The following is a 12,695-nucleotide window of genomic DNA, read 5'->3' as shown; positions in this document are numbered from 1 at the left end:
CCGGCAGCGCGTTTCAATGCGCTGCTGAGGTCTGGCGTGGTGTAGCATCCGTGGCCAGGATCCTTGCCTGTTTTTGCTGTTGTTTGTTGCGAACAATGGCATCCACGCACTGGTTCTGGTCACGTAATATCACCACGCATTCCAAGCACTGAATACACTCGTCGTAATCCACACGACCATCTTTTCGGATGGCATTGATGCCACACTCGTTCTTGCAGTGCTGGCAGGGTTGCCCGCATCGTTTGACCCGATCCAGCCAGCTGAACAGACGGAAGCGCCCCAGTACAGCAAGCCCGGCGCCTAGCGGGCACAGGTATCGGCAGTAGAATTTGTGCACAAACATGCCGATGACCAGCAGAATGGCGGCGTACGCTACGAAGGGCCAATACCGTACAAAGTGCAGGGTAATGCTGGTTTTGAACGGCTCGACCTCGGCCAACTGTTCTGCAAGTGTTAATGAATAGAACGCGGTACCGACCAGCGTCAGCAGAATTGGGTATTTCAGCAGGATAAGCTGGCGGTGCAGGCGTTCGGGTATTTTAATCTGACGCAATCCGAGTTTTCGCCCAAGCCAGGAAGCCATTTCCTGTAGCGCCCCGAACGGGCACAGCCAGCCACAAAACAAGCCGCGCCCCCAGATAAACAAGGTGGCGAAGGTGTACATCCAGAGAATGAAAATAACCGGGTCCAGCAGGAAGACGTTCAGGGAGAACCCGTCCCACAGGGCGAGGAACAGCGTGTAAATATTCACCACAGAAAGCTGGCCTTGGGCGTAAAAGCCAATAAAGAACACCGTGAAGAACAGGAATCCCCAGCGGAACCGGTGCACCAGTTTCGGGTGGCGGGTCAGGGTTTTCTGGCGGGCAAAAAATACCGTGAGTATCGACAAAGCGGCCACCAACAAAGCGATTTGCCACCCGCGTTCTTTCCAAAGACCCACCCAAACCGGCTCGCGATTTTGGCGCGGATCCGCTTGCACCTCCACCGTTTCAAACAGCTCATCGGCAAACGCAACGGGCATGGTGAAACGGGCGTTATCAGTGATCAGGTGATTGCGTGGTAGAGCAACGTCCAAGTGAAAGCTGGCCTCGGAGCCGGGGTTGAAGCCGGCGTTTCCGCCCACTCGAAACAGATTCATCGCGTCCATGACGGGGGCTCCGGGTGCGGCAAGAGTTTGCCCGGTTTCCAGCCAGTTCAGATCCCGTAGCTCGATGGCCAGCTGGCCCTGATTCAGCCCCGTCCGGCTGGGGGTACTGCCGGGGACAAAGTCCGGGCTCACATGCTGGAAAACCCCTCGGGACATAAGCAACATCACCTTGCCCTGGTCGTTCAGGCGCTCAAGGAATGATGCGTAGGCCTGATCGCCCAGTAGGTTGCGACCCACCATCGGTGAGTTCATGTAGGCATAGTACAGTTCGGTAAAAGGTTCGCCGGGCTCCGGTTCGAGATCCATGGGGTAGTCCGACAATGGGCGCCCGAGATTCGCTTCGACCTCGTCCGAAGAAATGATGACTTTGTTGATGTAACCCCGCTCCAGCATCTGCTGCCAGTTCAGTGGCTCATAGAAATCTTGCCGGGCTTGTGTGGGGGCTGCTTGGGTAAAGCCTTCGAGCTTGTTTCGAGCCACCTGAAGCGCAGAGGAAAGAATGGTGTCGTTGATAATCAGCACCGAAACAGTCGCTTTGCTGACCCCGTCGAAGTACACCTGATCGCCGGTGTTGCTGCGCGCCGAACGGCTGGAAGCCTGCACGATGATCTGTTCGGTCAGGGCGCTGCCTTCGTATTGGTTCACAAACTCGGTCAGTGGCGCTTCGCCCAGGCCGTGGAGGAAGACCGGCTCGTGATGGTGCAGAACTTTCACCCCGGTGAAGCGGCCTTTGGTGTCCAGTCCGATCATCATGGTGATCGGCTTTCCGGCAAAGCCCTGAAGTTTGGTGAAGTCCGTGGAGACGTAGGCGTAGCCCAATAGCTCCTGCAATTGGTACACCGGGTAAACGGGAAAGTCGGGCAGCTTGTCTTCAATGACGGTTGCCGAAGGAAACAGCGCCTGTATAACCTCTTTGGTTTCCTGAGGTACCTCCGCGGTATGCCCTGATAAAGGGAATGCCATCAAGATGATGAGCAACAAGCGCCCGGCCATAAGACTTCTCCTGACATTATTATTGTATCTGTCTCATGTTAGGTGCCTGCGGGGGAGTCTCAATTGAACCAGCGGGCCAAAGCGCTGCTACTTTAAGGCGGTCTAAAACAGTTCCAAAGTACCATATGGATAGTGGTCCTCTGTCATTAGCATGAAATCGTACCCTTCGGCTTTCCAAGGGTGTGGATACATACATGCAACGCACTAATAATCATGACAAGAGGTGATCATCATGTGGACCAAACCAGCTTATGAAGACCTGCGTATCGGTTTCGAAGTCACCATGTACTTTGCTAACCGCTGAGTAACAGATGGCCAGCCTTTGGCTGGCTGTTTGATCCCGGCTCAGGAGGTTTTGTATGCACATTCGTATTCTGGGCTCTGGAGCGGGCGGCGGGTTTCCTCAGTGGAACTGTAATTGTTCTAACTGTTCCGGGTTCCGTGACGGCAGCCTCAATGCCAGTGCCCGCACCCAATCATCCATAGCCATCAGTGACGATGGTGAACACTGGATTCTGTTTAACGCCTCACCTGATATTCGAGCGCAGTTAGCCGATTTTCCAGCCATGCAGCCGGCCCGAGCTCTACGCGATACCGGTATTTCTGCCATCGTGTTGATGGACAGCCAGGTCGACCACACCACCGGCTTGTTATCTCTGCGTGAGGGACTGCCCCTCGATGTATGGTGCACGCCGCAGGTTCGTGATGATCTGAGCAGCGGTTTTCCGTTGTTCGAGATGCTTAAGCATTGGAACGGCGGGCTCAACTGGTGTGAAGTCCATGCTTCGGAACAAGATCCTTTCACTATTCCTTGCGCACCCTCACTGGAGCTGACGGCAATTCCGTTGCTCAGTAATGCGCCGCCATACTCGCCTCGCCGTGATAACCCGCACCCGGGCGACAACATTGGCCTTTTCATTCGGGATCGTGTTGCGAATAAATCTCTGCTCTACGCACCGGGCCTTGGTCAGCCGGACGAACGCATCCGGGCATGGATGCAGCAAGCCGATGTTTTATTGGTAGACGGTACAGTCTGGCACGATGATGAAATGATTCGTCAGGAAGTGGGTACCCGAACCGGTCAGCAAATGGGGCATTTAGCCCAGTCGGGTGAAGGCGGCATGATCGAATTGCTCGACAGCCTGCCCGCCAGCCGCAAGATCCTTATCCATATCAACAATACCAATCCGATCCTGAACGAAGACTCGCCGGAGCGTGCCAAATTGGCGGCGCACGGAATCGAAGTATCGTGGGACGGTATGCAGATTGATTTGTGAGGCCTGCTATGAACGCTAAAGTCAGCACCGTCCTGAGTCGAGACAGTTTTGAAAAAGCGTTGCGGGTGAAAGGCGCTTTTTACCATATTCATCACCCTTTCCATCGCGCCATGTACAGCGGTGCCTGCACACCGGACCAAATTCGAGGCTGGGTGGCTAACCGTTATTACTATCAGATTAACATTCCCCAAAAAGATGCGGCCATTATGGCCAACTGCCCGGATGCAGCGGTCCGACGGTTATGGTTGCAGCGAATTCTGGACCATGACGGTGACGAGGATTCGGCCGGCGGCATTGAGGCCTGGTTACAGCTGGCTGAAGCCGTAGGGCTGACGCGGGAAGAGGTGATTGACCAGCGGCACGTGTTGCCGGGTGTGCGGTTTGCCGTGGATGCATACCTTAACTTTGCCCGCCGAGCGACCTGGCAGGAAGCGGCCTGTTCGTCATTAACCGAATTGTTTGCGCCGGAAATTCACCAGTCCCGGTTGGACAGTTGGCCGGCTCACTATCCGTGGATTGAAGAAGGCGGCTATCGCTATTTTCGTAAGCGTTTGTCTGAGGCGCGACGAGATGTGGAGCATGGCTTGGGTATTACCCTGGATCACTTCGTGACGGAGGCTCAGCAGCAGCGGGCGTTCGAGATATTACAGTTCAAGCTCGATATTCTCTGGACCATGCTAGATGCCATGTCCATGGCCTATGTTCACAAGACGCCGCCCTATCACACCGTGACTGATAAGCAGGTCTGGCATCGTGGCGTGTAAGGAGATTTTTGTGGCTGATATCCCGAATGTGAGAAGAGGCTTTCGCTTTCAGTGGGAGCCGGCTCAACAAAGTCATGTGCTGTTGTATCCCGAAGGCATGGTTAAATTGAATGCCAGTGCCGGCGCCATTTTGGCAGAGGTGGATGGTGTTCAGTCTAAGCAGGAAATTATCGCATCGCTTGAAAGCAAGTTTCCAGAGGCCGGCTCTCTGTCGGGCGATGTGGAGCAGTTTCTGGTCGATGCCACAAACCAACATTGGATTGAATGGTTATGAGCTGCTCCGATGCTACTGCCGGGCCGCCTTTATGGTTGCTGGCCGAACTGACCTATCGCTGCCCACTTCAGTGCCCGTACTGCTCAAACCCGCTGGATTATGCTGACCGTGAGCAAGAACTCTCCACCGAACAGTGGCTGGATGTGCTGCGGCAGGGCCGAGCCATGGGCGCGGCCCAGTTGGGTTTTTCCGGCGGCGAGCCGTTGGTGCGCCAAGACTTACCGGAGCTCATCGCTGGTGCCCGGGAACTGGGCTATTACACCAACTTGATCACCTCTGGATTAGGGCTCACCGAAGCCAAGGTTCAGGCCTTCGCGGAGGCTGGGCTGGATCATATTCAGGTAAGTTTTCAGGCCTCAGACCCGGAGTTGAACAATGCGGTGGCAGGCTCCAAAAAGGCATTTGAACAAAAACTGGCCATGGCTCGGGCGGTGAAAGAAGCGGGTTATCCGATGGTGCTCAACTTCGTCATCCATCGCCACAACATTCATCAGATGTCGGATATTCTCACGCTCTGTGAAAGTCTCGGGGCGGATTATGTCGAGCTGGCGACCTGCCAATACTATGGCTGGGCGTTCGCCAATCGTGAGGGGTTGATGCCCTCGCGAGGTCAGTTAGAGACCGCCGAGGCGACGGTGAATCAATACCGGGATGACCTCCGGGAGAGAGCGCATCCCATGAAAGTGATTTTTGTCACTCCGGACTATTACGAGGAGCGCCCTAAGGCCTGCATGAACGGTTGGGGAAGTCTGTTTCTGACCGTAGCGCCCGATGGGACGGCCTTGCCGTGCCACAGTGCACGGTTACTTCCCATCGAATTTCCGAACGTACAGTCGATGTCGCTCGAAGAAATCTGGTACCAAAGCCCCGGCTTTAACCATTACCGGGGCGATAGCTGGATGCCGGAACCGTGCCGTTCCTGTGATGAAAAAGACAAGGATTTTGGCGGTTGTCGCTGTCAGGCCTACCTGTTGACTGGGGATGCCGATAATGCGGACCCGGTGTGCGGAAAGTCGCCTCATCATGACCGGATTCTGGCTGCGCGAACGGCGGCCGAGCATGCCACGGCTGGGCTGGATGATCTCGTTTATCGAAACACCAAGAACTCCCGTGTCTTTTTCCGAAAGTGAGCTGATTTCAGCTCGGGAAGCCTGTGCTGGGGCGCGACAGTATGCCGAGTTGCGGGTCAGTGGGGGGGGGCTTTTTTGGTTGGCGACAGAGCCCGAGGACGGCTTTGTCAGTCTATGGCGGTTTGATGGTCAACGATCAGAGCGACTGAATACGGGGGACAGTATCCGCAGCCGGCTGAACGGCTACGGTGGCGGCGCTTATGCAGTCACTTCGGAATTTGTGTGCTGGGTGTCGGAGGAACAATGCCTTTGGAGCATGAATCTGAAGAGCGGCCAACGGCAGCTTTTGGTCAGGGACCCAGATTCTACATGGGGCGGGCTTACGCCCGATCCGCTCCGGATGCGTTGGATAGCTGTTCGAGAGAAGCGGGGAGAGCAAGACCTGGTCGCCGTTGATTTTTTTGGCCGTCTGACGGTCCTGGATGATCAATTTGACTTTTACGGGGCTCCAGCCGTCTGTCAGGACGGGCAGCAGATTGCATGGACCGGGTGGTTTTCTCCCCATATGCCGTGGGATCAATCGTGGGTTTGTCTCGCTGAGTTGGAGAGCTCCGGTCAGCCGGTAAATGTCGCCAAAGCCGAACCGCCCGGGGGTGGCAGCGTTCAGCAACCGCAATTCGTGGCACAAAGTTTGTGGGTTGTCTCAGACCACGGTAATTGGTGGCAGCCTTATCGGGTGCTCCGGCAAGACGGAAAGCTGCATTGGTTACCCGCACTTTCTTCCAGCACGGACCACGCGAATGCGCCATGGCAGTTGGCAGAAAAACATGCTTGTCCTCTACCGGGAGGTGGTTGGGCACGGGTCCGCTATCGCCAAGGCATTGGTGAGCTATGGCTGGAACAGAAAGGCGAGATCAGGCAAATTGCTAGTGCATACACCGATTTTCGTGATCTCGTCGTCAGCGGCGACGATCTATATTGTGTCGCGCGCAGGCCAGATCTGAGCGACACGATTCTACGATTGAATCTTTTGGCCGGACAGCAAGCTCAGCCACTGTTTAGTGCGCCTGTTCCTTTAGGTGGCAAGAGCTGTGTATGGCCAGAGAGTATTGTGCTCCCATCTGGCGGCGAGCATCCTCATGCGTTGCAAGGGTTTTTGTACCTGCCGGAGCACCCTGTTGAAAAGCCGCCGCTTATTTTGATCGCGCACGGCGGGCCAACGTCGGCGGCCTACGCAACATTCAATCCCCAGGCGCAGTTCTGGTGTCAGCGGGGGTTTGCGGTTGCGGAAGTAAATTATACCGGCAGCACCGGGTTTGGTCGCGAGTTCCGGCAGGCGCTGGCGGGCCAATGGGGCGAGACCGATGTCGGCGATATGTTCAGGATGAAAGCTGCGCTCAGCGACGCTGGTTTGGTTGATCCCAACAGGGTGTTTGTTCAGGGCAGAAGCTCGGGGGGCTATACCGCGCTTATGTCGGCTATCCAGCCTGAGCAGCGCCTGAGTGGGCTGGCAAGTTTATACGGTGTTACCGACCCGCTAACGTTGAAAGCCGCCACTCATCGCTTTGAGTCCGGTTATCTGGATTGGCTTTTAGGTGAACCTGGGCCAAAGGGCCACCGATGGCAAACTCGTACACCGGCGCGACTAGCCAGGCAGATTGCTTGCCCGTCGTTGTTCTTTCAAGGTGGGCGTGACCGCGTTGTTGTTCCAGAGCAGACGCTCTCGATGGTTAAGGCCCTTAAAGAGACTGGCCAGCAAGCAGAGCTTGTTTGGTTCGATGAAGAGGAGCACGGATTCCGCACCTTGGAGAGCCAAGTCAAAGTACTTGATACGCTTTGGCTATTCTATTCAGCCTTGGCGAGACGGAGGTGTTAGCCAAAAGCCCGGTGTCGCGCCCTGAAACATGGGGTAGTATGTCAGCAGTACCTATAACAACAACCGAGTTGATAAGGCCGCCATGAGTCATGACATTTCATCCCTTCGCAAGTTTGTCTCGCCAGAAATCGTATTTGGGGCCGGCTCCCGACGGTCGGTTGCGAACTTCGCGGCCAATTTTGGTGCGAGGCATGTCTTTTTGGTATCTGATCCGGGTGTGAAGGCCGCGGGTTGGGTGCACGAGATAGAGCAGTTGTTAGCCGAGTCGGGGCTTGAAAGTACGACGTTTACAGCAATCTCACCCAACCCGAAGGTAGATGAGGTGATGGCCGGGGCTGAACAGTACCTGGCCAACCAGTGCGATGTGATTGTTGCCATCGGTGGTGGTAGTCCCATGGATTGCGCCAAGGGTATTGGCATTGTTGCAACTCACGGTCGCAGCATTCTCGAGTTTGAAGGTGTGGATACCATTACCAACCCGCCGCCCCCGCTCATATTGATACCGACCACCGCCGGCACCTCGGCGGATGTCTCGCAGTTCGCGATCATTTCGGATCCGGATCGCCGCTTCAAATTCTCCATCATCAGTAAAGCGGTGGTTCCGGATGTGTCTCTGATCGACCCCGAGGTGACAGAAACCATGGGGTCGTATCTTACCGCTTGCACGGGCGTAGATGCTTTGGTTCACGCGATTGAGGCTTTCGTTTCTACGGGCAGTGGGCCGCTCACCGATACGCATGCCTTGGAAGCCATCCGCCTGATTAACCGCAACTTAGAGCCTTTGGTGGCAAACCCGTCTGATCCGGTGCTTAGAGAGCAAATCATGCTCGCGTCCATGCAGGCGGGCCTTGCGTTCTCGAATGCTATTCTTGGTGCCGTACACGCCATGTCCCATAGCCTGGGTGGGTTTCTCGATCTGCCCCACGGATTGTGCAACGCGCTTCTGCTGGAACACGTTGTTGGGTATAACTTTGCCTCGGCAGAGGATCGCTTTCGGCGAGTGGCCGAGGCTATGGATATTGATACCCGCGGTATGGCCAATGCGCTGGTCAAAAAGCGCTTGATGTCGAGAATCATCTCACTCAAGAAAACACTCGGGTTGGAAGCGCGTTTGAATGAATTGGGCGTGAGCGTGTCGGATATTCCTTACCTCTCCGGCTACGCCCTGAAAGACCCCTGCATACTGACGAACCCTCGAAAGTCGTCTTTGAGGGACGTTCAGGTGGTTTATGAAGAAGCCCTCTGAAACGGATCCAGGCGAATACGGCATAGGCGACCTGTTGGGTTTGGGTCGCCAATCGGTTCGAAAAAATTACTATCCCGCCCTTCAGCAGCGAATTGACGAACTCGAGCAGGAGCGCAATCGGTATAAATGGCTGTTCGAGAATGCGCTTCACGGCATATTCCAAGCCAACCTCCGAGGCGGGTTTGTGGCCTGTAACCCGGCGATGGCACGCATTTGCGGTTATGACAGTGCGGAGCAATTACAGAGCAGCATTGTGCGGTTGCGAGAGCAGCTTTTTTTTAGCGCAGCGGAGTTCGACGCGCTTCGCCAGGAGTTGCTGGATCGTGGAAGCCTGAATGCACGGGAAACTCGGTTTCGGCGCGCCGACCAAACCGCGGTGGATGTGGCCATTACCATGCTCAGGCGGCCTGATCTCGGGCCCGAGGTTGTCGAAACCTTTGTAGCGGACATTTCGGAGCGCGTTCATGCACGTCAACGGCTGGAGCAACTGAACGCGGAGCTGGAGCATCGGGTTTTGGAGCGCACGGAGGCTCTGCAGAACGCCAATGTTGATTTGCGCTATCAGATTGAAGAACGCGAAAAGGTCGAGCGAGAACTGGTCGTTGCCAAGGACGCGGCGGAAGAAGCGAATCGTAGCAAAGACAAATATTTGGCCGCTGCCAGCCATGATTTGTTGCAACCCCTGAATGCGGCGCGCTTGATGGTGTCGGCGCTTCAGGAAGGGGCTTTGCCAGAGCGCGAAAGCAAGATGGTTCGACAGGCTCATCGCGCACTGGAGGGTGCGGAAGAACTCTTGGCTGATCTGCTGGACATCTCCAAGCTGGATCAGCAGGCCATGAAGCCAGACTTTGTCCATCTCGACATCAACGAGTTGGTGCGGGATATGGGGGAAGAGTTCAGTGCTGTTGCTGCCAATGAGGAACTTGATTTCCGGATTCGCAGTGCCTCTGCCTTTGTCCATACCGACCAGCGCATGCTTGCCCGTATTGTCCGGAATCTCTTAAGCAACGCCTTCCGATATACCCAGCAAGGGGGTGTTTTGCTGGCGGTACGTGTGCGGCCTGAAAGTGTGCAACTGCAAGTATGGGACACCGGTGTAGGAATCGCGCCCGAAAAACTTCGGGATATCTTTGCCGAGTTCCATCAGGTGTTGCCCCATGGCACAGGTGGCCGACAAGGGGCGGGATTGGGCTTGGCGATTGTGGATCGAATGGTCGGCGTGCTGGGGTGCCGAATTGATGTTACCTCCAAGTTGAGCCAGGGCTCCCGGTTTACGCTGACGTTGCCGAGAGCTGCAGCACCTCGCTACGAAAACCGTCATCCGCCAGTTGTTCCGCCGGTGCTGAGAGAGAGCTTTGATGGCACTGTGATATTGGTGATCGATAACGAACCCGCCGTGCTCGAAAGCATGCAGATGCTGCTCGAACGTTGGGGCTGTGAGGTCATGCCTGTTCTCGGCCGCGATGAAGCACTGGCGGAACTTGCGCGGACCGGCAAACGGCCGACTGTCATACTTGCAGATTACCATCTGGACAACGATCAGACCGGCTTCGACGCGATTCACAGGGTGCGAAAGTATCTGGGAGAAGATGTGCCCGGCGCGATTATCACGGCGGATCGCAGTGATGAGGTTCGCACGCTTTTGCGGGCGCAGTATCTGCCTGTATTGAATAAACCCGTTAAACCGAATCGCTTAAGAGCACTGCTCACCAGTTGCGTCACGTCGTCGGCCACCTGACGGGCTGTTCGTTTTGCGAGCAGCAATCGTATTCGAGGCTGGAGAGCGACTACACTGATAGAAAACATCATTTGTAGGAGCGGTTTATGACAACGGAGAACGGCAGTCTCACCAATCACGAAGTCACCGTCTGCCTGGCAGGCGGCGCCGTGCTGGGCCCGTACAACGCCACCTGGAGCCAGAATGAAGGTGGTGACGTGCGGGAGCTGGTGCGTGAGTACGATGCGTTTCTGCAAGGGGAGAAACAGCGGCGTTTCAAATTCCACCTGCACGATACCTACACCTTGACGGTGCACACCTTGATCCTCAACTTTGAGCAAGTCACCGGTATTTGCGACCATGTCCGATTAAAGTCACCGGCGCGCGCAGGCTAGGTGTAAGCTCGTGTGCTGATAAGCATGGCAAAGTAAGAATAGGGAGGGTGTGATGAGCGATTACCGAGTGGAAAAGGACAGTCTGGGCGAGGTGATGGTTCCCGCCAATGCGCTATGGGGGGCACAGACCCAGCGGGCCATTGATAACTTTCCCGTGAGCGGCCAGGCCATGCCCGAAAATTTCATTAAGGCCTTGGCGCAGATCAAGCGGGCAGCGGCGCAGGCCAATGCTTCATTGGGGTTGTTGGACGGCCAGCGCCGGGATGCCATTGCCGATGCTTGCGAGAAGCTGATTCTCGGTGAATACGCCGACCAGTTTCCGATTGACCGCTATCAGACAGGGTCTGGCACCAGTACCAACATGAATCTGAATGAGGTCATTGCCTCGATTGCCTCCCAACAAGGGCATGAGGTTCACCCGAATGATCACGTCAACATGAGCCAAAGTTCCAATGATGTGATTCCAACAGCCATTCATGTGAGTTCACTGCTGGCGGTCAAAGGGCAGCTGATGCCGGCGCTGTCACATCTTCAGGGCGTGATTTACGAGCGAGAAGCGGAATTCAGCAAACAAGTAAAAACTGGCAGAACGCACCTGATGGATGCCATGCCGGTCACGCTCGGGCAGGAACTGAGAACCTGGCGTGAACAGCTCGCAGCGGCAGAAAAGCGTTTGGAAACGGTGCTGGATGAATTGGCGTATTTGCCCCAAGGCGGTACGGCAGTGGGTACCGGCGTGAATGCGGCTTCCGAGTTTGCCAAACAGTTCGTCAAGTTCCTGAAAATGAACACCGGCTTTTCGTTTAAGTCCCTCGACCATAAGTTTGTCGGCATAAGTGCGGTGGATGCACCGTTGTCGTTGTCGGCCCAGTTGCGGAGCGTGGCTGTGGTGCTCACGAAAATCGCCAACGATTTGCGCTGGATGAACAGTGGTCCGATCCATGGTTTGGCGGAAATCAGCCTGCCGGCGCTGCAACCGGGTAGCAGCATCATGCCGGGTAAGGTGAACCCGGTGATTCCTGAATCGGTTGCTATGGCTTCCGCGCAGGTCATGGGATTGGACGCGGCAGTCGCGATTGCGGGCCAGTCGGGTAATTTTCAGCTTAACGTGATGCTGCCATTGGTAGCGGGTAATTTGTTGGACATGATTCAACTGATGACAGGCGCTGCTGGCATCCTCGCGGATAAGTCGATCCAGGGCTTTACCGTCAATGCAGACCACTTGAGTGATGGTGTCAGCCGCAATCCGGTGCTGGTGACCGCACTGAACCCGGAAATTGGTTATGCGTTGGCATCGGAAATTGCCAAAGAGGCATACAGCACCGGGCGCCCGGTGATCGATGTGGCCGAAGAGCGGAGTGGGTTGAGTCGTGCGCGGCTTGAAGAGTTGATGGACCCACTGAAATTGACTCGTGGAGGTCTCGCCTAAGCAGGCCCAGCCGGAGGTGAGTTCTTGTTGTTATCGCTGGAGCTCTTCGTATTGTTGGTCTTGGCCAACGGTGTTCCGGTGGTTGTAGCTCGGTTGTTGCCGAACAGCACGGACTGGCCAGTGGATGCCGGCCTGACGTGGGCCGATGGCCGGCCACTGTTCGGGCCGAGCAAAACGTGGCGCGGCTTTATCTTGGGTACGGTGGCGTGTTCGTTATTTGCGCTCTGGTTAGAGCTGGGCTGGCTGTTTGGCGTTCTCTTCGGTGCGCTATCTTTGCTGGGAGACTTGCTCAGCAGCTTTATAAAACGCCGGATTGGGCTGGCGCCCAGTGCTCGAGCGGTTTGGCTTGATCAGATGCCTGAAGCTGCCTTACCAATGCTCATGGCCTGGCTCTGGTTTCCTTTACCGTTGTGGGAAGTTGCGGCGATCGCGGTACTTTTCGCTCTCTCCAACATGCTGTTCTCCCCCCTGTTATTCCGCTTGGGAATCCGAAAACAGCCTCATTGA

12 protein-coding genes are annotated in these 12,695 nt (G+C 55.7%); 11 read left to right on the top strand and 1 reads right to left on the bottom strand.

The features are described from left to right. Positions 1-13: 13 nt before the first annotated feature. On the bottom strand, positions 14-2,140 hold the full coding sequence (locus DOQ08_RS09120; protein ID WP_114334582.1) for a NosR/NirI family protein: 2,127 nt from the start codon (positions 2,138-2,140) through the stop codon (positions 14-16). 232 nt (positions 2,141-2,372) lie between these two features. Between DOQ08_RS09120 and pqqA the strand changes: the two genes are divergently transcribed. The 11 genes from pqqA to DOQ08_RS09065 all read left to right on the top strand — a co-directional run bounded on the left by pqqA (position 2,373) and on the right by DOQ08_RS09065 (position 12,695). Then, positions 2,373-2,444, top strand: coding sequence for a pyrroloquinoline quinone precursor peptide PqqA (gene pqqA, locus DOQ08_RS09115; protein ID WP_007153157.1), 72 nt, complete (start codon positions 2,373-2,375; stop codon positions 2,442-2,444). Positions 2,445-2,499: 55 nt separating this feature from the next. Further along, complete coding sequence (gene pqqB, locus DOQ08_RS09110) at positions 2,500-3,417, top strand: pyrroloquinoline quinone biosynthesis protein PqqB (protein WP_114334581.1); 918 nt, start codon at positions 2,500-2,502, stop codon at positions 3,415-3,417. An 8-nt stretch (positions 3,418-3,425) separates the two neighbouring features. Beyond that, positions 3,426-4,181, top strand: a complete 756-nt coding sequence (gene pqqC / locus DOQ08_RS09105) for a pyrroloquinoline-quinone synthase PqqC (protein WP_114334580.1) — start codon at positions 3,426-3,428, stop codon at positions 4,179-4,181. Continuing rightward, positions 4,171-4,455: a pyrroloquinoline quinone biosynthesis peptide chaperone PqqD gene (gene pqqD, locus DOQ08_RS09100; RefSeq protein ID WP_114334579.1), complete on the top strand. Its 285-nt coding sequence runs from the start codon at positions 4,171-4,173 to the stop codon at positions 4,453-4,455. Before pqqC ends, pqqD begins: the two co-directional genes overlap by 11 nt. After that, entirely contained in the window at positions 4,452-5,585 is a 1,134-nt protein-coding gene (gene pqqE / locus DOQ08_RS09095) for a pyrroloquinoline quinone biosynthesis protein PqqE (protein WP_114334578.1), read from the top strand. Before pqqD ends, pqqE begins: the two co-directional genes overlap by 4 nt. After that, positions 5,479-7,401, top strand: a complete 1,923-nt coding sequence (locus DOQ08_RS09090; RefSeq protein ID WP_227537560.1) for an alpha/beta hydrolase family protein — start codon at positions 5,479-5,481, stop codon at positions 7,399-7,401. The genes pqqE and DOQ08_RS09090 overlap by 107 nt, the downstream gene beginning before the upstream one ends. Before the next feature lie 82 nt (positions 7,402-7,483). Continuing rightward, positions 7,484-8,647 carry an alcohol dehydrogenase-like regulatory protein ErcA gene (gene ercA / locus DOQ08_RS09085; protein WP_114334576.1) on the top strand — a complete coding sequence of 388 codons (1,164 nt, stop codon included), beginning with the start codon at positions 7,484-7,486 and terminating at the stop codon, positions 8,645-8,647. Beyond that, positions 8,631-10,385, top strand: coding sequence for a PAS domain-containing hybrid sensor histidine kinase/response regulator (locus DOQ08_RS09080; protein WP_114334575.1), 1,755 nt, complete (start codon positions 8,631-8,633; stop codon positions 10,383-10,385). The genes ercA and DOQ08_RS09080 overlap by 17 nt, the downstream gene beginning before the upstream one ends. An 86-nt stretch (positions 10,386-10,471) precedes the next feature. Further along, positions 10,472-10,759 carry a hypothetical protein gene (locus DOQ08_RS09075; protein ID WP_114334574.1) on the top strand — a complete coding sequence of 96 codons (288 nt, stop codon included), beginning with the start codon at positions 10,472-10,474 and terminating at the stop codon, positions 10,757-10,759. A gap of 52 nt (positions 10,760-10,811) precedes the next feature. Further along, positions 10,812-12,188 carry a class II fumarate hydratase gene (locus DOQ08_RS09070; RefSeq protein WP_114334573.1) on the top strand — a complete coding sequence of 459 codons (1,377 nt, stop codon included), beginning with the start codon at positions 10,812-10,814 and terminating at the stop codon, positions 12,186-12,188. Positions 12,189-12,212: 24 nt separating this feature from the next. After that, the gene (locus DOQ08_RS09065; protein WP_114334572.1) at positions 12,213-12,695 is read left to right on the top strand and encodes a CDP-archaeol synthase; all 483 of its coding nucleotides are present in this window, start codon (positions 12,213-12,215) and stop codon (positions 12,693-12,695) included.

The sequence above is a fragment of the Marinobacter litoralis genome, assembly GCF_003336705.1.
Taxonomy (GTDB): Bacteria; Pseudomonadota; Gammaproteobacteria; order Pseudomonadales; family Oleiphilaceae; genus Marinobacter; species Marinobacter litoralis.
This window is presented reverse-complemented; position numbering and strand designations above follow the sequence as displayed.

What these genes read in the sequence shown, in the direction of transcription:
- DOQ08_RS09120 (WP_114334582.1), bottom strand. Translation starts at nt 2,140, where the DNA reads ATGGCCGGGCGCTTGTTGCTCATCATCTTGATGGCATTCCCTTTATCA.
- pqqB (WP_114334581.1), top strand. Translation starts at nt 2,500, where the DNA reads ATGCACATTCGTATTCTGGGCTCTGGAGCGGGCGGCGGGTTTCCTCAG.
- pqqC (WP_114334580.1), top strand. Translation starts at nt 3,426, where the DNA reads ATGAACGCTAAAGTCAGCACCGTCCTGAGTCGAGACAGTTTTGAAAAA.
- pqqE (WP_114334578.1), top strand. Translation starts at nt 4,452, where the DNA reads ATGAGCTGCTCCGATGCTACTGCCGGGCCGCCTTTATGGTTGCTGGCC.
- DOQ08_RS09090 (WP_227537560.1), top strand. Translation starts at nt 5,479, where the DNA reads ATGACCGGATTCTGGCTGCGCGAACGGCGGCCGAGCATGCCACGGCTG.
- ercA (WP_114334576.1), top strand. Translation starts at nt 7,484, where the DNA reads ATGAGTCATGACATTTCATCCCTTCGCAAGTTTGTCTCGCCAGAAATC.
- DOQ08_RS09080 (WP_114334575.1), top strand. Translation starts at nt 8,631, where the DNA reads ATGAAGAAGCCCTCTGAAACGGATCCAGGCGAATACGGCATAGGCGAC.
- DOQ08_RS09075 (WP_114334574.1), top strand. Translation starts at nt 10,472, where the DNA reads ATGACAACGGAGAACGGCAGTCTCACCAATCACGAAGTCACCGTCTGC.
- DOQ08_RS09070 (WP_114334573.1), top strand. Translation starts at nt 10,812, where the DNA reads ATGAGCGATTACCGAGTGGAAAAGGACAGTCTGGGCGAGGTGATGGTT.